Here is a 19895-nt window from a genome sequence, read left to right on the forward strand (position 1 = left end):
GTTGGTTCAATCAGCGTCATGCCGTTACGCGCCGCGCTGCTCGCCAGTACGTACAGCTCCGGCAGCGACTTCTCCCCGCCCATCGGAAAGAATTTGGCCGCGTGCGCCCCCATATCCTGCATCATCCGCACGGCGGCATCGCAGGAGACGCGCGCTGGCGTCCCCTGACTGCTGCTGACGCCGGTGGAAATCAACACGTCACCAGGCGTTCCCGTCGGGCTGACCAGCGCATTGATATGGGTCTGTTCTCCCCCCGTCGCCGCCAGCGCGCCTGCGGCAAAACCGCTGCCGGTAAAGGTCTGGTTGACGTGCGCCGGATGAACCTTTGCGGCAATCATCGCCGCCTTGTAATACTGCGCCGGATCGCCCGCCCCCAGCCCGACCGAAATCGACGGCACGTCCGCCATCCAGCGCTTCACCTCCTGAACACCTTCGTCGACCGACGAAAATTGCGCAGACAGGATGCCAATCACTGCGTGTCCCTCGGCGGCGTCATAGATTTCCCTGGCGTTAGCGATATCTTTCGCCAGCACGTTAATCGCCACACGCTGACGATAAAAATTAATCTGCTGCATGTTCTGCAATCTCCTTAAGTCGCGCCACAATCAACGCCATTTCCCCCTCAGCGACCGTACGTGGGTCGAGGCTGAATACGCCCTGATGGAGGTTATAGCGCCGTGCGTAAATGGCGATATCGCCACTTCGCAGTTGGGCTTCGACGTCGCGCGCGTCCAGACCAAACACCTGCGCATCAACCCGAACGCGAATGCGCCAGATGGCACGCCCGGCTTCGTCCTGCTCGATATCGGCGGTCAGCCCGCGAATGGCCGAAATCGCCTCCACCGTCGGTTGCAACTGTTCGGCGGTCACCACGGTCTGCCCCTGGTGATAATTTTCCAGCGCATACACCAGCCCGACCATGTTCTCCTTGCCGATTTTCATCGCTCTGGCAATCCCGTGATGTTGCGCTTTACAGGCGGCGATCCACGTTTTATTGCCGGTGATAAACCCGGAGGTCGGCGCATTGAAGGCTTTCGCCCCGCTGTAGATAACCATGTCCGCCCCGCTCGCCACCCAGGCGTGTAAATCCTCCTCGGCGGCGGCATCGACAATCAGCGGCAGGTTGTGGATCTGCGCCACTTGTACAAAGTCGTCAATGCTGAGCATGCCTTTTTGCACGCAGTGGTGCGATTTCACATACAGCAGTGCGGCGGTCTCGTCAGTAATGGCGCTCTCCAGTTGCCAGCGTGCGGCCAGGTTACTCGAACCGACTTCCACAACGCGCCCACCGCCCAGACGAATGGCGCTGGTAATCGGCGCGCCGTAGTCCACGTTATGACCGCGCAGCATCACTACCTCGTTGGCCATTCCGCTGCTGTCCGGCATCAGCGACACGCGAAGCGGGTCGCCACGAGTAATGGCGGCGGCAACGGCGATGGCGATCCCTGCCGAGGCGCAGGAGGTCACGTAGCTGTCCTGCGCGCCGGTAAAGCGGGAAACCAGTTCACCGGTTCGGTCCACCAGCTTGTCGATCTCAACAAAGGTCGAGGCCGCGCGCGCCGTGGCCTGCATCACCTCCGGCGCGACGCTGGAGACGCCAAGAATCGTCATCTTGCCGCAGGCGTTAATCACCTGTTTTAGCCCCAGCTGTTGATAAATATTCTCTGTCATGGCTTACAAAACTCCCAGCAGCGAACACACCACGCTCAGCGCCACAATCGACAGCAGAATGGTGGTGTAACGCGGACCCTTTTTCACCAGGAAGATATAGATGGCAAACACCGCCGCCAGCGGCAGCAGGCCTGGCGCGATAGAGTCAAGGATCTGCTGCACGACCACTTCAGAACCCTTCAGGGCGCTGATTTTCAACGGTGTGGTGATCTTGACGTAGCTTGCCGACAGCGCGCCCATCATGATCAACCCCAGCACGTTCGCGCCGTAGATCAGTTCTTTGATTCGCCCCCCCTGCAATAACCCGACGATAGAATCACGTCCCAGGGTGTAGCCTTTGTGGATCAGACCGTAGCTGATCGCCAGGGTAATCGCCGGATAGAGGATCAGCGGTGCAATACCGCCAAACGCGCTGCCATTAGCGGCGAAAGGGATGAAAATCGCAATCAGCAGCGGCATGACGGCGGCCCAGACAATGGAGTCGCCCATCCCGGCCAGCGGCCCCATCAGACCGGTTTTAATCCCGGTAATTGAGGCATCGCTGATCGGCTCGCCGCGCGTTTTTTGTTCTTCCATGGCGATGGAAATCCCCTGGATCACCGCGCCAAATGTTTGCTCGGAGTTGAAGAAGTTCAGGTGCCGTTTCAGCGCCTCCACCTGTTCCTCTTTTTGCGGGTAGAGCTTTTTGATGATCGGTGTCATCGAGGCGCAGAAAATCAGGCTCTGCAGACGTTCATAAGAGTTGGAGACTTCCGCGCCCAGCCAGTAGATAAACCACGCTTTAGTGATATCCGCTTTGGTTAACGCCCCGGTCGTCCGTGCGCGCTCAACCAGTTCATGCTGCATTACGTCGCTGCTCATCATGCTGCTCCTTCATTTTTCGCCAGGCCTTTAATCAGGAAGGCCACACAGGTACCGAAGATCGCCATCGCCATGATGTCCACCTTAAGGTACAGCACCGCGAAGAATCCGCCGATAAACCACGGCAGCAGGCTCTTTTTACCGATCACCATAATGGTGATCGCGAAGCCCAGCGCTGGCAGGATCCCGCCCATGATTTCAAAGGAGTGGGTCAGCCAGTGCGGCATCAGTTTGAGGAAACTTTCCACCACGTCCTGACCGAAGTAGTTCGCGGCGAACACCACCGGGAAACGCAGCGCCAGTCCGAGTAACGCCGGGTAAAGGAACGCACAGCGCATAATGCCCGACATGTTCGCCGTTTCCGCGTGTTTATCAGCCATATGCACCCAGGCGGCGTTCAGGGTACGACGCAACTGGTCAAGGAAGACGCCGATCACGCCGAAGGGGATCGCCAGCGCAATGGCCAGGTTCGGGTCCATCCCGGCTTTCACCGCGATGGGAATCGAGATACAGGCCGCCAGCGCCGGATCTGACGGCACGTTACCGCCAGGCGTGGAGGTCACGCCGAGATAAACGAGCTGCATCCCGGCACCGATAATCATCGCGGTCTGCATGTTGCCCAGCAGCAGCCCGACGAACACAGCCACCACCACCGGCTGAAGCAGCATGGCAGAGAAGGTGTAGCCAAGGCGTAAGCGGGCAAACCAGTAATACAACCCCATGAGGCTTGCAAAAACTAAGGTATCCATAGTGTTATCCCATTATCAGAGAATTAGAATTTTTTCAGGATATCGTCCAGCGACTGCGGTTTATCTTCCGGGATAGTCTGGAAGAACACCTGAATCCCACGACTTTTCAGGTCGTTCAGAATGCCAACGTCTTTTTCATCGAGCGTAATGTTCTGGAATACCGCTTTGCGGTTCGGTCCACCGCCCAGCCCCCCCACCTGAATCGTGGAGACATCAAACCCCTGTTGTACGGCCTGCTGAATCGCCGCCAGAGAAGGGAACAGCACCAGCACATTGCCGTCGCCAAGTTGGTTCTCTTGCCATGAGGCGGCAAAGCTCAGGTTGCTGTAGCAGTCCACTTTGATGTTCGGCGGCGCGGCCATCAGGTAGATGTTTTTCATAAACGGATCGGCATCCAGTTCGTCGCTGACCACCGCGATGCGGTTGGCCTGGGACTGCCCGACCCACTTCGTCACCACCTGTCCGTGGATCAGTCGGCTATCGATACGACATAACACGATGTTTGCCATGATGATTTTCCTTATTGTGATTGTTGTAATTGACGGACGTGAGCGACAACGTCCAGGCAACTGCTGCGTCCGGCGTCCACCAGTTCGCTGACGCAGGTAGTCAGTGAACCGTGTTCACGTCTGTCCAGCGCTTCCAGCAGCAGTGATGCGTTGAGTCCGGAAACGACCGCCACCGGATAATCCGCACTCAGCCGCGCCGCCACGTTGGATGTCGTGCCGCCCACAAAATCGGTCAGAATCAGTGAGCCTTCCGGCATGGTTTTCACCACGTCTTCAACACGCTGATAAAACTCGCCCAACGTATCGACGGGCATCAGCGCGATTTCCGTCACGCCTTTAATTTCGCCCATCACCATGCGCAGGCTGTTACAAAGCTGTTGTCCCCAGCCGCCATGGGTCAGCAGCAGAATGTCGGGCAACGGTTGAGTGGTAGTCAAAATGGCCTCCTGGCGCGATTACATTTACACGCAAGGAAAGAGCAAAGGCTATGCCAGTATTTGTGTCACACGAGGTGGAAAGGAGAGCGGGCAAGGCGCAACGCCTCGCCCATTAAGGGATCAGCTATAAAGCAGTTCGTAGATATAAAAATATTCCGCATCCGATAACCGGATGGCATAGGCCTCTTCGATCGACAGAAACGCAGATTTAATGACACTAAACGCGCGGGGATCCAGATTCGGTTTGTTTTCCAGCGCCATCTGTAACGGTTTACGGTTGATCACGATACGCTCAACCATGCAACAGCAGTGGATCAGGAAGCGTAGTGTCACCTGGCGACTGGGTTTGAGGGAAAGCGCAGTCGTCAGATGGTTAAGCACGCCCTCCATCTCTTTCAGAATGCGCTGCGGGTTGAGCACTGAAATATGATTGATGATGCTCTCCATGGTCAGCGCGCTGATAAAGCGCATCGCGCTGCGCTCCATTTCCAGGCGGCGCTCGGCGCTGGAGAGATCCGGCGTCAGCAGGCTTAACACCAGCTCCGGCCCCTGCTCAGAGAACAGTTCTTCCAGCGAGATAAACGGAATATCCGGCAGTCCGGGCTGGAAAGTCCCGACAATCCCTGCCAGTCGCTCATTGGCATTCAGCGCCTGCTGGACACGTTCGAGACTGCGCACGTCGTTGTAATCGAGGATCACCATTCGCGTGTCCTGCGACATCAGTTCGCCGAAGCTCTCCTCGAGCACTTTTTTAATTTTTTCCGCCGTTCCCATGCCGGTAATGCAGGAGACGACCAGCACTTTGCCGCCGTTTTCCTGCTGCGGCGTACACAGCTGGCAGGGGATATTTTTGCTCTGCATCAGCGCCGCCAATTGGGGTAAATCGCTGGTTTCGTAACTTAAATCCAGCCCAACCTCCAGCAGACTGGTCAGCGTGATGTTGGGCATCAGCAGTACGTCTATCTGAAATAACTTGCTGATCGTACTGCCGAAATGTACCAGAGAACCGATATCGACCATCAGGATCAGCCGCTGATAGCGTTGGGTCTGAATAAGCTGGGTCAGCGTTTCCAGCGTGTCATGTACCGACTGCTCAAACGGCATGTCGACTGCGCTGAACAGGTCGCGTTCCAGTACACGGTTAACATACTGCGCCATGCTGGTCGCGGTGGTCGCGCCGTGAGCGACCAGAATCACCCCGCAATCCGGACTGGCATCAATGCGCTGGCGGTAATGACGACACTCTTTCAGGAACAGGCACAGCCAGACCACTTCCGTCGCCGGGCACTGAATATGCAGCAGTTCATTAATTTTGCGGCACAGCAGCGTGGCGTTATCGTATTCATCTTTGCAGCGATCGAGGATCAGACTGGAAGAGTAGAGCTGGGGAATCAACCCGCGCTGGACGTAGCCAATCAGCGCCAGGAAGTGCTTGCGCAGCGGATTCACCAGGTTTTCCGGCAGCGTAAACGTAAGCACCTGTTCCACGCAGCCGATCAACAGCGTCACGCGTTCTTCGATTTGATCGCCATAACGCGGTGGATGCGCCACGCTATCGCGACTGTAGAGGCCATATTCGAAAATCGAGCTGAGCTTGTTTTTCAGGATAGCCAGCGTTTCCGCCGGCGGGACATTACTGTTGCGCAGATTGACATATTCACGGGTCAGGAAGCTGTAAAACAGATCGCTCTCTTCGATTTCCGCCCCGGTCGCCAGCGACGTTTTCAGCGCTGGCAACGTGCGCGCATCAATGTTCAGCCGCTCTTTCCCTTCAAACAAGGCATCGACCAACAGGCGCTGTTCCGGCGTGGCGTGAAACGGTATCTCCGCCAGCCGTTTATCCAGTTGTAGTGTGTCATTATGTTCCGTCATTCCTGACGCCCACGCCTGGGCGCACAGGAACTGGATATCACTCTTCAACTGACCAATGTTGCCCTCCAGCGGTTTGTTCAACAGCCAGAGCAGTAGCGTTTTGTCGATGCTGACCGTGCGCTCGATTTTGCGACTTTCACGCTGCAGGAAACCAACAATCAGCTCCACTTGTTCTTCAATCGATCGCTGACGAATCCCCGGCAAATCGATGCTTACCTGAATGCGTCGCTGGAAGGTACGCAACAGCGACGAATTCGCCGGTTCCGTGGTGGCGCAAATCAGCCGTACCGAGATCGAACGCGCCTTACTGCTGTCCCCCAGCGGACGGTACTCACCCTTATCAAGAATAGAGAACAGTTTTTCCTGACCTTCATAGGGCAGACGGTGCACTTCATCGAGCAGTAAATAGCCGCCATCTGCCTGCTCAACCAGACCGGGTTTATTCTCGTTCGCGCCGGTAAATGCCCCCTGACGATGGCCAAACAGGTGGGAAGAGAGCAGTTCCGGGTTATGGGCGTACTCGGCGCAGTTAAAATAGACCAGCGGCGGCGGGGAACCGGCGGACTTTTCGCAGGCGAAGCGGTGCATCAGTTCGGCAAAAAAGGTTTTCCCCACGCCAGATGGGCCGGTCAGCAGCACGTGCAAACCCTGCGGATAGAGCACGGCGGCGCGGCCTTTTTCAACCGCATCGCGCAGGCTGCGGTCATAGCCAATCAGGCCGGTGAAAGGATCGTCGTCGCCCGTATTTTCCACTTGCGGAAGCAGGTCAGCCACCGAGCGCACCTCGCGCTCGCTACTCTCCAGTTTGCGCCCCAGCAATGTCTCCAGCGTCTGGCGGTGCAGGAAGAACACCGGACGCCCCCGGCTTTTAATCGCCAGACCGTCATTCCACAGTTGGTTGAGATCTTTACTGACCGAGTTGCGCACCAGCCCCAGGTTGAAGCCAATCGCCTCCGCGGTGAATGCCGTCTCCTGCGCCAAATCGGCACGATCCAGCCCACGCGTCAGCCTTTCAAGCTCTCCCAGTACGATCTCGATCCGTCTCATCTCTTTACCGCTTAAGAATTAAATGATTGTTCAGAACATACACTATTCTGCTATGCAAGAAAGTGAATCGGCGTCCAGACGTCACGGTGAATGCCTCCGGTCATCAAAATGTTTTCGATAAATAATGCCGGGCAGCCCCTTTTTCCGGGAAGTCCTCAAGGGTCAGTTGCAGTTGATAACCGTTCTTCTGGTAGAACGGCAGCGCCTGAAAACTCAGGGTATCGACCAGCGCATGGAGACAACCTCTTTCGCGAGCGGCGTGCTCTGCGGCCTGGATTAGCTGGCTACCGTAACCGCCTTTACGCAGGGATTCATGCATCCATAAAAAATCAATGCTCAACCATTCCCCTTTGATTTTGCCAATCAATCCCCCCCGGATTTTCTGCTGCTCGTCACGCCAGTAAACCGCCAGATCGCCAAAATTTCTCGTTTGCAGAAACTGAAAATTGTAAGCGCGCAATCCGGTGAGCAGTGCATTTTGATCGTCTTCGGTAACGGTATCGGTAATTTGTATCTGCATTCTATCCTCCTGAAAAAATACAACTTTTGGCTGAAGCCTTTTCCGACTTTCGCACGGGCTGCTGAGAGAGTCGTACACCATCTACACTTACTCTTGAAATGATGCGCATCGACTACAAGGATTATTACCATGAAACGAGCCGTTTTACCGATCATTGCCGCCCTTTTCTTGATGCCAACGCTGGCGCAGGCCGACTCGCCTTACGGCGCACTGCAATCCGTGCACGAAAAAAATACGATACTCAACGATTTACGCAAAATTTGTACGCCGCAAGGTTCGCCTTCAGACGAGGCGTGGGAAAAAACGATCATGGCGAATGAAGGCAATCAGCAGCACATCCGCGAGGGGGCGGTGGCGATGGAAAGGAACAATCAGAGCAACTACTGGGAAGCGCTCGGTAAGGTGGAATGCCCGGATATGTAGCGTGAAGCCTATGCCTCACGCCCGTTAATTAGCTTACCGCTGGCGAACATCCGGAATGATGAGGTCGCCGCGCAGCACATACGATCCCAACATGCTCTGCGTTTTTTCATTCAGCCAGCTGACAATCCGCGCCGCCATCGCATCCATGGAGTATTCGATTGCCGGGATGGTCGGGATCCCCGGCAGATGCAGCGAACCGGCGAGGCTGAAGATCATAATATCTTCCGGAACCGACTTATTAAACGCCTGCAATTGTGGGATCACCCGCTGAGCCTGCTGCTCATCCGCCACCAGCAGGGCGTTAAAGTTGAGCGTGGAGGCGTTATTCAACAACTCCTGTAGCGCGACCGAGGAAGAGGTGGCTTCCATAAACACCAGGTTACGGTTAAAGGGCAGGAAGTTCTTCTCCAGCGCGTGTTTGTAGCCAAGCAGCACCTGTTCGGAGAATCCCATCCCTTCAGGATGAATGAGGGCAATCTGCCGTCGATTCTGGCTAATCAGATAGTTACAGGCCGTTTCGGTGGCAAAGCTGTGGTCAAACTGAATACTGGTTACATCGTCGCCCGCTTCCAGGCAATCCACCAGAATGACGTTTTCCTGGCTGATATTCAGCGGGAAACGCGCCCCAATAATCAGCACATCGTCACACAGGCCACAACTTAATTCATCAAGGGCGCTCATTACTTCTGCTTTGGTGTTGGCAAAGCGGAGCAACAAATGCTTTTGGTGCTGGCTCAGATGTTTTTCCAGTGCGTAAAGGTAGCCCGTCGTCTGGTTAATGTTGTCCTGCGCGCAAATCACGCCAATGCAACCGGTGCTCTGGCTGAGTAATGACTGGGCAATCACATTCGGACGATAGTTCAGTTCATCCACCGCCTTTAACACGGCAAGACGACTGGCTTCCTTCACACCACGCGATCCGCTCAACACGCGCGACACCGTGGCTTTAGACACGCCAGCCAAACGCGATACATCGTTGATAGTAGACATCATTCTCCCCTGACAGAGCCTGCCTGGCTCCTTCAATCCTGAATTTAACATTGGCTCAAATAATCACCACACGCAGTATAGCTGTTTCCGTTTTTCATGGAAACCGATTTTCCGTTTCCACTCAAAAAGTATGAAATAGCACCAAAACCGTGAGCCAAATCCAAATAATTAGCCTTATAAGAATAAGATCTTGACGGTTGTCACAGTTCCGTTTGCTTCATATGGAAACCGGTTTCCGTATGATATCAAATCAGACTCGCAATAAGTTTTTACATTTTGAGGATGGTTAATAATGTTCAGGATTATGTTGTGTTGCTCTGCAGGGATGTCCACCAGTCTGCTGGTTCGTAAAATGGTCGAAGCCGCAGAAAAGCGGAAGCTGCCAGTCCAAATTGAGGCATATGGCGTTTCCGAATTTGACATTCAGTTTCCAAATTACCAGGTGGTGCTGCTTGGCCCCCAGGTAAAATACATGCTTAACACGCTCTCAGAGAAGGCTGCCACCCAAAACATCCCCGTAAAAGCCATTGATATGCAGGATTACGGAATGCAACGCGGTGACAAGGTGCTGGATTTTGCTCTGTCGCTGATTGAAGCGGCACATTAGAAAGGTGTCATTATGAGTTCGTTATATCAGTCAATGGTTGCTGTCATAGAACAATCCATCACCCCTCTTGCCGGTAAACTGGGCCAGCAAAAGTATGTGATTGCGATTCGTGATGGTTTTACCGCGGCGCTGCCGTTTATGATCATCGGCTCGTTCATGCTGGTGTTTATTTTTCCGCCGTTCTCTGCCGAAACCACCAACAGCTTTGCCCGTGGCTGGCTCGATTTCTCCGCCACGTATCGTGAACAGTTGATGCTGCCGTTTAACCTCAGCATGGGCGTTATGACGTTCTTCATCTCTGTGGGCATTGGCGCCAGTCTGGGCCGTCAGTTTAATCTCGATCCAATCATGTCCGGCCTGCTGGCGTTTATGGCCTTTTTACTGGTCGCCGCCCCGTATGCCGACGGGAAAATCTCTACCCAGTACCTTTCCGGTCAGGGGATCTTTACCGCGCTGATCACCGCCATCTATGCCACGCGCGTTTATGCCTGGCTGAAGCAGCACAACATCACTATCCGTCTGCCGAAAGAGGTTCCGACCGGCGTCGCCCGTTCGTTTGAGATCCTCATTCCGGTTCTGGTGGTCATTGCGACGTTACACCCGCTGAACCTGTTTATTGAAGCGCAGACCGGCATGATCATTCCGCAGGCGATCATGCACCTGCTGGCACCGTTGGTTTCCGCGTCTGACTCCCTGCCGGCGATTCTGCTTTCGGTCCTGATGTGCCAGATTTTCTGGTTTGCTGGTATTCACGGTTCGCTGATCGTCACAGGCATTATGAACCCATTCTGGATGGCCAACCTTTCCGCGAACCAGGCGGCGCTGGCAGCAGGCGCGGCATTGCCACACGTCTATTTACAAGGTTTCTGGGATCACTACCTGCTGATCGGCGGCGTGGGCTCGACTTTACCACTGGCCTTCCTGCTGCTGCGTAGTCGCGTTACCCATCTGCGGACGATCGGCAAAATGGGCATCGTCCCTAGCTTCTTCAACATTAATGAGCCTATTCTGTTCGGTGCGCCGATCATCATGAACCCGATGCTGTTTATCCCGTTCGTTTTCGTGCCCATGATCAACGCCGTACTGGCTTACACCGCAACCCGTTTGGGCTGGCTGGATCAGGTGGTGTCACTGACGCCGTGGACCACGCCCGCACCGATTGGCGCCTCCTGGGCGGCAAACTGGGCCTTTAGTCCGGTGGTGATGTGTCTGATCTGTATGGTGATGTCAGCGTTGATTTACCTCCCGTTCCTGCGCGCTTACGAACGTTCTCTGCTGAAGACAGAAGAGCAAAAAGCCCAGGATGCCGTCTCCGTGGCGAACGCTGCCCGTAGCAACTCATAATGAATCAAGGAGTCAGAACAATGAGATACCGTTTTCCTGAAAACTTCTGGTGGGGCAGTGCCTGCTCAGCGCTGCAAACCGAAGGGGATAGCCTGAACGGCGGCAAAAGCCAGACCACATGGGATGTGTGGTTCGACCGCCAGCCAGGTCGTTTCCATCAGGGGGTTGGCCCGGCGAACACCTCAACCTTTTATCAGCACTGGAAACAGGACATCGCGCTGCTGAAGCAGTTGAAACATAACAGCTTCCGCACCTCGTTAAGCTGGTCGCGCCTGATTCCAGACGGCACGGGCGAGGTGAATCCAGAAGCGGTGGCGTTCTATAACAACGTTATCGACGAACTGCTGGCACAGGGTATCACGCCGTTTATCACGCTGTTTCACTTCGACATGCCGATGGTGATGCAGGAGAAAGGCGGCTGGGAAAACCGTGACGTCGTGGAAGCCTTTGGCCGCTACGCGCAGACGTGTTTCGAATTGTTCGGCAACCGCGTTAAGCACTGGTTCACCTTTAACGAGCCGATTGTGCCGGTAGAAGGCGGCTATCTGTATGACTTCCATTACCCCAACGTGGTGGATTTCAGACGCGCAGCCACCGTGGCGTATCACACCGTGCTGGCGCACTCGACGGCGGTTCGCGCTTATCGGGCGGGCAACAACGACGGCGAAATCGGTGTCGTGCTCAACCTGACGCCTTCTTATCCGCGCTCACAGCATCCGGCGGATGTGAAAGCCGCGCACCATGCGGATCTGCTGTTCAACCGCAGCTTCCTCGACCCGGTGCTGAAAGGGGAATATCCGGCGGATCTGGTGGCGTTACTGAAAGAGTACGATCAACTGCCCGCCTGCCAACCAGGTGACGCACAGCTGATTGCCGATGGCAAAATCGACCTGCTGGGCATTAATTACTATCAGCCCCGCCGCGTGAAATGCCGCGATACCGCCATCAATCTGAATGCGCCATTTATGCCGGAGTGGTTGTTTGATTATTATGAAATGCCAGGCCGTAAAATGAACCCGTACCGGGGCTGGGAAATTTATGAGCCGGGTATTTACGATATTATTACCAATCTGCGTGATAATTACGGCAACCCGCGCTGCTTTATTTCTGAAAACGGAATGGGTGTAGAAAACGAACAGCGATTTATTCAGAACGGGCAAATTAACGACAGTTACCGTATTGAATTTGTCTCTGAACATCTTAAATGGCTACATAAAGGGATCAGTGAAGGCTGTCAGTGCCTTGGTTACCATATGTGGACCTTTATTGATAACTGGTCATGGCTCAACGGATATAAAAACCGCTATGGTTTTGTCCAGTTAGATTTAGAAACCCAACAACGTACGGTGAAAAAGAGCGGCGAGTGGTTCGCCAATACCGCCGAACATAACGGATTCGATTAAGAGATATTTACAATGATTGCATTAGAAGAAGCAGTAATGGAAATTATCGTCAATGCCGGACAGTCCCGCAGTCTGTGCTTCGAGGCGCTTCACGCTGCGCGCGCAGGCAACATTGACGAGGCGAAAAGCCTGCTTCGGGAGGCGGACGGTTACGCCCGTCAGGCCCACCACATGCAAACCAAATTGATCGAACAGGATGCCGGGGAAGCCCGGCAACCCATGACGTTAATTATGGTGCATGCGCAGGATCATTTAATGACATCGCTGCTAGCCCGCGAACTGTCAGAAGAAATTATTCATCTCTACCAACGTTAATTTAAATCTATACCCAATGGATTTCGAGTTGCGTCGAGGCGGCAAGAGAGAATTCCCTGGTGCTTACTCAACTAAGTGACTGAGGTGAACGAACGTAGCCAACAAAGAAACAGCTTGAAAGCCGAAGGGTCATAATAATAAACGGAGACGCTATTACGATTAAATAAACGCATTCTGTACCCGTACCTATAAATAACAGATCAACTTGTTTTGGTGATAGCGAATTACACCAAGGCGGGGTGGTTATTATCTTAAAATAAATTAATGCGCACATCTCTTCAGAATGCTCAATGCAAACTGAAGGATAAAACGTAAATGAGATAACCATGAACATGATAAAAAAACTTCCATTAGCCATGGCGGTCGTGGCCGCGCTTTGCCCGATTTCTGTACTCGCACAGGAATTTACGCAGGAACAAATCGACGCCATTGTCGCCAAAGCCGTAGACAAAGCCCTTGCGGAACGTCAGGCGAAAATGGACGCTGCTGTGGCGAAAAAAACCGATGTGATTGTTGAGCCGCAAAGCGCCGCACAGTCACCCGATATGGCCATCCCGTTCGGTGTGAAATTCAGCGGCTATGCGCGTTACGGCGCGCACTTCCAGAGCGGCGATCAGAAGTACGTCGGCGTGGACGGTTCCTATAACGGCGCGTCCGCCATTGGTCGTCTGGGTAACGAAGGCAACGGCGGCGAATTCCAGCTTTCCAAAGCATTCAAAGGCGACAACGGTGCGATCTGGGATATCAACGTGATGATCGACCACTGGGGCGACGAGGTGAACCTCAAAAAGGCCTACGCAGGGGTGACCAACGTTCTGGAATCCAACCCGAATGCCTATATCTGGGCGGGGCGCGACTTCCACCAGCGTCCGCAACAAGGGATCAACGACTACTTCTGGATGAACCACGACGGCCAGGGCGCCGGGGTGAAGAACTTCGATATTGGCGGCGTGCAGTTTGACGTGGCGACCGTGGCCGCTGTGGAATCGTGCAGCCCGGAAGTGATGGAAGATGAGGCCAACCCGTCACGCATCACCTGTACCGGCGGTTCCGGCACCGGTGACAAAGGCAACTACGCCGTGACCTCAAAAATACACGGCATGAAACTCGGTCCGTTAGATCTGGAAATTTACGCCAACTACGGCTTTGACTCGAAAGCGGTCGATAGCGACGATCGCCTGAAGGCCTGGCAGGGCGCGTTTGTGGTGAGCCATACCAATGACAGCGGCGTCAACAAAGTGATCGCCCGTTACTCTGATAACTCCGACAACAGCGTCTACAACAAAACCGACGATCTGACCGCGATTTACGCCAGTTTCGAAGGGAGTCATAAATTCACGCAACAGGCGCAGGTTGAATACCTGTTGGCGTTCCATGATTACGACAACAGCGCCGATCAGAGTGAAAATCGCAAGAACTATGGTGCTATTGTGCGTCCAATGTACTTCTGGAACGACGTGCACTCCACCTGGCTGGAAGCGGGCTATCAGCGTGTCGACTATGATAACGGCGGCGATAACAAAGGCTGGAAGCTGACGCTGTCGCAGAACATGTCGATTGCAATGGGGCCGGAGTTCCGCCCGATGCTGCGCTTCTACGTCACCGGCGGCAAAGTGGATAACGACCGCACCGCTCGCGTGAACGGCACGGATGACGAAACGCTGGACGATTTCAACGTCGGCGCGATGTGGGAAGCATGGTTCTGATGAGCCATATCGCGTTATGTCGGAAGGCGGCATAAATGCCCTATCCGGCCTACAGGTCTCCGTACCGTAGGTCGGATAAGCGTAGCGCCATTCGACAAACAGAGTGTGAGATCATTGCATACCCTTTATGCGAACTTTCGCTGCCACCAGAAGCGCCGTCAGCAGCATCAGGCTGCCGGAAAGCATCAGGGGCGACAGCAGGCCAAGGTTATCGAGTGCATAGCCTCCCACCGCGGCCCCACAGGTATTGGCAAGCTGGATCACGGCGACCTGGACGGATCCAGCCTTTTCTGCCTGATCGGCAAGCGATCGGGTAATCCATGTCGACCACCCCACCGGCACCAGTGCAAACGCCAGTCCCCAGATAATCGCAATGCCCGCCGCCACAATCTTGTCGCTGCCCCACAGCGTAAGCACCAACGCACTCAGCGCCAGTACCAGCGGCGCACCGGCTAATGCCAGCTTGACCGAGCGTTTAAGAATCACAGACGACAGCGAGGTGCCAACAAAACTGGCGATGCCAAAGCTCAGCAGCACCAGCGTCAGGCCATCGACATCAAAGCCCGCCAGATTCATATACACCGGGCGGATATAAGTGAAGAACGCAAACTGGCCGGCAAAGGACATAAAGATGGCGATCATCCCTGCCGCAACACCGGGACGATTCAACAAGCTGAACATGTTTTGCTTCTGATGAGAAGGCTCACCGGGCAGCGACGGCAGTGATTTCACCACCCAGACCATACACAGCACGCCCATCACCGCTGCGGCGTTAAAGACGTGACGCCAGCCAATAATGCCGCCTAAAAAACTGCCCAACGGCGCAGCAATCACCAGCGCGATAGAAACCGCGCCGAAAATCACTGACAGCGCTTTTGGCACTGTACGCGGCGGAACCAGGCGCATGGTCAGCGACGCCGACATCGCCCAGAATCCACCCAGCGCCAGTCCCAGACAGGCGCGTCCCACCAGCAATAACGCAAAGGAGTTGGCAAAAGAGACCAGCAGGCAGGAGAGGGTCAGTAACACGGAGAACAGAATCACCACATAACGACGATCCGTTGCCTGAATGATCTGCGTGATAAACAGGCTGGCAAACATGGCGACAAACGCGGTGACAGTCACCGACTGTCCGGCAACGCCTTCAGAAATCCCCAGGTCCTTCGCCATTGGCGTCAACAGACTAACAGGTAAAAACTCGACGGTAATCAAGCAAGCGACACAGAACGCCACGGCAAATACCGCCGACCAGTTCGGGCGGGCGACAACGTCAGCGCGGGTTTTCTCTTCGATACATTCACTCATTTATGCGACCTGCGTGGTGTTCTGGTGGAAAAGTCACGCAGTGTAACATTTTAATTGTGACGCATTTAACGTTTTGGCAACTATTTGTCCGATGGCTACACCTGCCTTACGCTTCACTTGCGTAACAACATTCGTATCCATATTGCTCTTAATGCAGCCAGTGCACGCCGTCTTCAGGCTGAAAAAAGGCGTTGTAGCGTATCTGGAAGGCGTTGATGTCCTGCATATCCGGATCAACCTCGCGTAAGAAACCGAGCGCCAGACGTACCTGCGCATCGGTGACTGGCGCAGCCAGCCTGGCCTTTTGCAGCAGGCGATGCCACTGCAACAGGTTCTGCTCGCTGCCGTCCACAATGACGCTCTGCCAGATCAACAAAACCTGAGCGGCATTTTGCAGATGTGACTCGTCGGGGCGATGGAGATACTGCATAAATGCCTCACCCTGCACTTTTCCCATCTGATCGATCATCGATTCTACCGCCACCACATCAATATTCAGGCGCTCGCTCAAGCGGCGAATCGCCCGCCGGGATCCGGAAGTGAGTATCCGAAACCCGATAACAAACACCACCGCCAGTGTGGCCAGCATTATCCAGATCATGCGTTCTCCTGCTTTATCAGCGCTCATGATATCTGGAAACGGCCCGTGAATACTAATCCACCAGAATGATTTTCAGCGCAAAAAGCACCGCGACCACAACGACGCACAGGTTCAGTTCCCGCCAGCGTCCGGTAAACACTTTCATGATGCAGTACGACATAAAGCCAAGCGCGATCCCCTCAGTAATGGAAAAACTAAAAGGCATCATCACCGTGGTGATAAACGCAGGAACCGATTCGGTTAAATCATCCCAGTTAACGCGGGAAAGGCTGGAGGTCATCAGCACACCGACAAAGATCAGCGCGCCTGCCGTTGCATAAGCGGGAACCATACTCACCAGCGGAGAAAAGAACATCACCAGCAGGAAGAGCACACCAACCACCACCGCCGTCAGGCCGGTACGCCCGCCAACCGCCACGCCCGAGGTGCTCTCAATATAGGCTGTCACAGACGAGGTGCCGATAAACGCCCCGGCAACCGAGCTCACACTGTCGACATACAGTGCCCGCCTCATACCAGGAAACTTACCGTCGCTACCGATTAACCCGGCTTTATCCGTCACACCAATTAATGTTCCTGATGAATCAAACAAATTGATGAGCATGAACGAAAAGATAATCCCGGCCAGATTAAGCGATAAAGAACCACTTAAATCGACCTCACCCATCACTCCGCTAATACTGGGAGGCACAGAATAAATGCCGCTAAAATGGACATCACCGAAAAATAACCCAGAGCAGGAGGTGACGACAATAGAGATCAGCACTGCAGCATGAAAATGACGTGATGACAGCACGGTAATAATAAAGAAACCTAAAACCCCCAGTAATACGCTGTGAGAGCTTAAGTTACCAATGGTCACCAGGGTGTCTTTATTTGCAATAATGACGCCCGAATTTTTTAATCCCATCAACGCAATAAATAAACCAATACCACTGGTGATGCCGATACGTAAATTAATCGGGATATTGGAAATCATCCAGTAACGGATGCGAAAAAGGGTGAGTAAAAATAGTCCGACCGCCCCCCAGAAGATAGCCCCCATTCCCGTTTGCCAGCTTACCCCCATTGCTCCCACCACCACAAAGGCAAAAAACGCGTTCAATCCCATCGCCGGCGCTAATGCAACGGGAAGGTTAGCGACGAGGCCCATCGCGATGCTGCCAATACCGGCGATGAGACACGTGGTGACAAACACCACTTTGGGGTCCATCTGCGCGGCCCCAAGTATTTGCGGGTTAACAAAAACAATGTACACCATGGTTAAAAACGTCGTCATCCCGGCAATCGTTTCGGTCCGCACGTCGGTGCCATGCTGGCGGAGTTTAAATAATCGCGAAAGGTGATTTGAATCATGCTGCACGTCATCACTGATATCATTATTCATTTTTCTCATCCATTTATGAAGATATAAGCAGGCCTCATTTAAAACATCTCCTGTCTTTAATTCAGTGATTGTAATCACAATGCAAATGCCCGTTAATCGATAAACTTAAAATAATTACCAGGTATTTCTTAATGATAAATAATAATCAAATTGATAAAATCAAAATGAGAAAAATATGAATAACAGCATAAGTCATAAATTTCATTATATTAGCCGTCAGGAACAGCAAGAATTGTTAGCCGTTGCACGCGGCGAAGCGGTTGCTGATTATATTATTGATAATGTCATTCTTCTCGATATTATCAATGGCGGAGAAATGACCGGCCCTATTGTGATCAAAGGGCGGCATATCGCGGGCATCGGGGCGGAGTATCGTGACGCTCCGGCATTACGGCGCATCGACGCCCACGGCGCAACAGCGGTACCCGGCTTTATCGACGCTCACCTGCACATTGAATCCAGCATGATGACGCCAGTGACCTTTGAAACCGCGACGCTGCCGCGCGGGCTCACCACCGTCGTGTGCGATCCTCATGAAATCGTCAATGTGATGGGCGAAAAAGGATTCTCCTGGTTTATCCGCTGCGCCGAACAGGCGAAGCAGAATCAGTATCTGCAGGTGAGTTCCTGCGTTCCCGCTCTGGAGGGATGTGATGTGAATGGCGCACATTTCTCCCTCGACCAGATGCTGGCCTGGCGCGATCACCCGCTGGTCGCCGGACTGGCCGAAGTGATGGATTACCCAGGCGTCATTGCCGGACAAGATGCGCTGCTCGACAAAATGGACGCTTTTCGCCATCTGACGCTGGACGGCCACTGCCCAGGACTGAGCGGTAAAGCGCTCAACGCCTATATCGCCGCCGGGATCGAGAATTGTCACGAGAGCTACACGCTGGAGGAGGGGCGTCGCAAGTTGCAACGCGGGATGACGCTGATGATCCGCGAAGGTTCCGCCGCCCGCAACCTCGACGCGCTGGCACCGCTGATCAACGCTTTTAACAGCCCACAGTGCCTGCTTTGTACCGACGATCGCAATCCCTGGGAAATTGCGCATGAAGGGCATATCGACGCCCTGATTCGCCGGCTGATTTTACAGCATAACGTCCCGCTACACGTCGCTTATCGCATCGCCAGTTGGTCTGCCGCTCATCATTTTGGCCTGCGCCATCTTGGCTTGCTGGCCCCCGGTAAACAGGCGGATATTGTCCTGCTCAGCGATGCCCGCAACGTGACGGTACAGCAGGTGTTTGTCAAAGGAGAACCCGTTGACACCGAACGTCTGAAAGCCGACGAACCGGCAAGGCTGGCGCAAACCGTTCCGCCGTATGGCAATACCATTGCGCGCCACCCCGTTTGCGCCAATGACTTCCCGCTGCATTTCACCCCCGGCAAACGCTATCGGGTGATCGATGTTATCCCTAACGAACTGGTGACAGGCGCCAGTGACTGCGTGTGCACCGCGGAGGGCTTCGATCGTCATGATATTTGCTATATCGCCGTGCTTGAACGCTACGGTCGCCAGTCGCCCCCGGCCTGTAGCTTATTAGGTGGATTCGGACTGCGTGAAGGCGCGCTGGCGGCCACGGTCAGCCATGACAGTCATAATATTGTGGTGATCGGTCGCAGCGCTGAAGAGATGGCTCTGGCGGTTAATCAGGTGATTGACGATGGCGGCGGGCTTTGCGTCGTTCGTAACGGCCAGGTGCAATGCCACTTGCCGCTGCCGATTGCCGGGTTAATGAGCACCGACACCGCCGATTCGCTGGCGGAGCAGATCGATGCGCTAAAAGCAGCAGGTCGCGAATGTGGCTCTCTGCCCGACGAGCCGTTTATCCAGATGGCGTTTCTCTCCCTGCCGGTGATCCCCGCGCTAAAACTCACCAGCCAGGGGCTGTTTGACGGTGAAACGTTTACCTTCACTTCCCATGAGATCGCTGACTGATTAAGGGTCGCCTAACCAGAGAATATAAAAGGGGAACTAAATACTGAATCTCAAGTGCTTATACGTGCCTGCTGTGGTTCATGATACTCGTGTCGGGTGTCGTACATCCTGTCTCGTTACCCCACTGCTGCCCCGGTAGACGGATAAGCTGTTCCTGTTTTGCGGGTTATTCTCCCGCAGTCAGATTCTACGCACCACGCAACCAG

Annotated in this window: 19 protein-coding genes; 7 read left to right on the forward strand and 12 right to left on the reverse strand. The window is 54.2% G+C overall.

Features of this window, described 5'->3' with window-relative positions; genetic code table 11:
- From JTI98_RS04635 to JTI98_RS04670, 8 genes are all read right to left on the reverse strand, one after another.
- The coding region (locus JTI98_RS04635; protein ID WP_252869621.1) for a 2-dehydro-3-deoxy-phosphogluconate aldolase at positions 1-575 on the reverse strand (575 nt) is incomplete at its 3' end.
- Positions 562-1671, reverse strand: a complete 1110-nt coding sequence (gene dgaE / locus JTI98_RS04640; RefSeq protein ID WP_216081980.1) for a D-glucosaminate-6-phosphate ammonia lyase — start codon at positions 1669-1671, stop codon at positions 562-564. The genes dgaE and JTI98_RS04635, both read right to left, overlap by 14 nt.
- A 3-nt stretch (positions 1672-1674) precedes the next feature.
- Entirely contained in the window at positions 1675-2535 is an 861-nt protein-coding gene (locus tag JTI98_RS04645) for a PTS system mannose/fructose/sorbose family transporter subunit IID (protein WP_161215577.1), read from the reverse strand.
- Entirely contained in the window at positions 2532-3281 is a 750-nt protein-coding gene (locus JTI98_RS04650) for a PTS sugar transporter subunit IIC (RefSeq protein ID WP_042323417.1), read from the reverse strand. The genes JTI98_RS04645 and JTI98_RS04650 overlap by 4 nt, the downstream gene beginning before the upstream one ends.
- 23 nt (positions 3282-3304) lie before the next feature.
- Positions 3305-3790, reverse strand: coding sequence for a PTS system mannose/fructose/N-acetylgalactosamine-transporter subunit IIB (locus JTI98_RS04655; RefSeq protein WP_044328028.1), 486 nt, complete (start codon positions 3788-3790; stop codon positions 3305-3307).
- An 11-nt stretch (positions 3791-3801) separates the two neighbouring features.
- A complete protein-coding gene (locus tag JTI98_RS04660; protein WP_042998687.1) occupies positions 3802-4227 on the reverse strand; it encodes a PTS sugar transporter subunit IIA in 426 nt (141 codons plus the stop codon).
- A 120-nt stretch (positions 4228-4347) separates the two neighbouring features.
- A complete protein-coding gene (gene dagR, locus JTI98_RS04665; RefSeq protein ID WP_216081981.1) occupies positions 4348-7146 on the reverse strand; it encodes a transcriptional regulator DagR in 2799 nt (932 codons plus the stop codon).
- A 103-nt stretch (positions 7147-7249) separates the two neighbouring features.
- A complete protein-coding gene (locus tag JTI98_RS04670) occupies positions 7250-7666 on the reverse strand; it encodes a GNAT family N-acetyltransferase (protein ID WP_044254537.1) in 417 nt (138 codons plus the stop codon).
- 129 nt (positions 7667-7795) lie between these two features.
- On the opposite strand from JTI98_RS04670, the gene JTI98_RS04675 reads away from it, so the two are divergent.
- Positions 7796-8089, forward strand: coding sequence for a YicS family protein (locus tag JTI98_RS04675; protein ID WP_216081982.1), 294 nt, complete (start codon positions 7796-7798; stop codon positions 8087-8089).
- Between the two features lie 33 nt (positions 8090-8122).
- Here JTI98_RS04675 and JTI98_RS04680 read toward each other — a convergent pair whose 3' ends face one another.
- Positions 8123-9079, reverse strand: coding sequence for a LacI family DNA-binding transcriptional regulator (locus JTI98_RS04680; protein WP_042998691.1), 957 nt, complete (start codon positions 9077-9079; stop codon positions 8123-8125).
- 292 nt (positions 9080-9371) lie between these two features.
- Between JTI98_RS04680 and JTI98_RS04685 the strand changes: the two genes are divergently transcribed.
- From JTI98_RS04685 to JTI98_RS04705, 5 genes are all read left to right on the forward strand, one after another.
- Entirely contained in the window at positions 9372-9686 is a 315-nt protein-coding gene (locus JTI98_RS04685) for a PTS sugar transporter subunit IIB (protein WP_058587359.1), read from the forward strand.
- 12 nt (positions 9687-9698) lie between these two features.
- Positions 9699-11030, forward strand: coding sequence for a PTS sugar transporter subunit IIC (locus JTI98_RS04690; RefSeq protein WP_042998692.1), 1332 nt, complete (start codon positions 9699-9701; stop codon positions 11028-11030).
- Positions 11031-11050: 20 nt separating this feature from the next.
- Positions 11051-12433: a glycoside hydrolase family 1 protein gene (locus tag JTI98_RS04695; protein ID WP_216081983.1), complete on the forward strand. Its 1383-nt coding sequence runs from the start codon at positions 11051-11053 to the stop codon at positions 12431-12433.
- A 12-nt stretch (positions 12434-12445) separates the two neighbouring features.
- Positions 12446-12748: a PTS lactose/cellobiose transporter subunit IIA gene (locus JTI98_RS04700; protein WP_008786514.1), complete on the forward strand. Its 303-nt coding sequence runs from the start codon at positions 12446-12448 to the stop codon at positions 12746-12748.
- Positions 12749-13074: 326 nt separating this feature from the next.
- The gene (locus JTI98_RS04705) at positions 13075-14454 is read left to right on the forward strand and encodes a carbohydrate porin (protein WP_042998694.1); all 1380 of its coding nucleotides are present in this window, start codon (positions 13075-13077) and stop codon (positions 14452-14454) included.
- A 111-nt stretch (positions 14455-14565) separates the two neighbouring features.
- On the opposite strand, the gene nepI is transcribed toward JTI98_RS04705, so the two are convergent.
- The 3 genes from nepI to JTI98_RS04720 all read right to left on the reverse strand — a co-directional run bounded on the left by nepI (position 14566) and on the right by JTI98_RS04720 (position 17747).
- Positions 14566-15759 carry a purine ribonucleoside efflux pump NepI gene (gene nepI / locus JTI98_RS04710; RefSeq protein ID WP_046401701.1) on the reverse strand — a complete coding sequence of 398 codons (1194 nt, stop codon included), beginning with the start codon at positions 15757-15759 and terminating at the stop codon, positions 14566-14568.
- A gap of 148 nt (positions 15760-15907) precedes the next feature.
- Complete coding sequence (locus JTI98_RS04715; protein WP_216081984.1) at positions 15908-16360, reverse strand: DUF1198 domain-containing protein; 453 nt, start codon at positions 16358-16360, stop codon at positions 15908-15910.
- 52 nt (positions 16361-16412) lie between these two features.
- Positions 16413-17747, reverse strand: a complete 1335-nt coding sequence (locus tag JTI98_RS04720; protein ID WP_216081985.1) for an NCS2 family permease — start codon at positions 17745-17747, stop codon at positions 16413-16415.
- A gap of 175 nt (positions 17748-17922) precedes the next feature.
- On the opposite strand from JTI98_RS04720, the gene adeD reads away from it, so the two are divergent.
- Positions 17923-19689 carry an adenine deaminase gene (gene adeD / locus JTI98_RS04725; protein WP_216081986.1) on the forward strand — a complete coding sequence of 589 codons (1767 nt, stop codon included), beginning with the start codon at positions 17923-17925 and terminating at the stop codon, positions 19687-19689.
- Positions 19690-19895: the final 206 nt, after the last annotated feature.

The sequence above is a fragment of the Citrobacter sp. MGH 55 genome, assembly GCF_016906145.1.
GTDB classification, from domain to species: domain Bacteria; phylum Pseudomonadota; class Gammaproteobacteria; order Enterobacterales; family Enterobacteriaceae; genus Citrobacter_A; species Citrobacter_A amalonaticus.

Coding starts and splice junctions, on each gene's coding strand:
- JTI98_RS04700 (WP_008786514.1), top strand. CDS start 12,446: ATGATTGCATTAGAAGAAGCAGTAATGGAAATTATCGTCAATGCCGGA.
- JTI98_RS04675 (WP_216081982.1), top strand. CDS start 7,796: ATGAAACGAGCCGTTTTACCGATCATTGCCGCCCTTTTCTTGATGCCA.
- JTI98_RS04720 (WP_216081985.1), bottom strand. CDS start 17,747: ATGAATAATGATATCAGTGATGACGTGCAGCATGATTCAAATCACCTT.
- JTI98_RS04670 (WP_044254537.1), bottom strand. CDS start 7,666: ATGCAGATACAAATTACCGATACCGTTACCGAAGACGATCAAAATGCA.
- dgaE (WP_216081980.1), bottom strand. CDS start 1,671: ATGACAGAGAATATTTATCAACAGCTGGGGCTAAAACAGGTGATTAAC.
- JTI98_RS04690 (WP_042998692.1), top strand. CDS start 9,699: ATGAGTTCGTTATATCAGTCAATGGTTGCTGTCATAGAACAATCCATC.
- JTI98_RS04705 (WP_042998694.1), top strand. CDS start 13,075: ATGAACATGATAAAAAAACTTCCATTAGCCATGGCGGTCGTGGCCGCG.
- JTI98_RS04695 (WP_216081983.1), top strand. CDS start 11,051: ATGAGATACCGTTTTCCTGAAAACTTCTGGTGGGGCAGTGCCTGCTCA.
- adeD (WP_216081986.1), top strand. CDS start 17,923: ATGAATAACAGCATAAGTCATAAATTTCATTATATTAGCCGTCAGGAA.
- JTI98_RS04715 (WP_216081984.1), bottom strand. CDS start 16,360: ATGATCTGGATAATGCTGGCCACACTGGCGGTGGTGTTTGTTATCGGG.
- JTI98_RS04645 (WP_161215577.1), bottom strand. CDS start 2,535: ATGATGAGCAGCGACGTAATGCAGCATGAACTGGTTGAGCGCGCACGG.
- JTI98_RS04650 (WP_042323417.1), bottom strand. CDS start 3,281: ATGGATACCTTAGTTTTTGCAAGCCTCATGGGGTTGTATTACTGGTTT.
- JTI98_RS04680 (WP_042998691.1), bottom strand. CDS start 9,079: ATGTCTACTATCAACGATGTATCGCGTTTGGCTGGCGTGTCTAAAGCC.
- JTI98_RS04655 (WP_044328028.1), bottom strand. CDS start 3,790: ATGGCAAACATCGTGTTATGTCGTATCGATAGCCGACTGATCCACGGA.
- nepI (WP_046401701.1), bottom strand. CDS start 15,759: ATGAGTGAATGTATCGAAGAGAAAACCCGCGCTGACGTTGTCGCCCGC.
- dagR (WP_216081981.1), bottom strand. CDS start 7,146: ATGAGACGGATCGAGATCGTACTGGGAGAGCTTGAAAGGCTGACGCGT.
- JTI98_RS04685 (WP_058587359.1), top strand. CDS start 9,372: ATGTTCAGGATTATGTTGTGTTGCTCTGCAGGGATGTCCACCAGTCTG.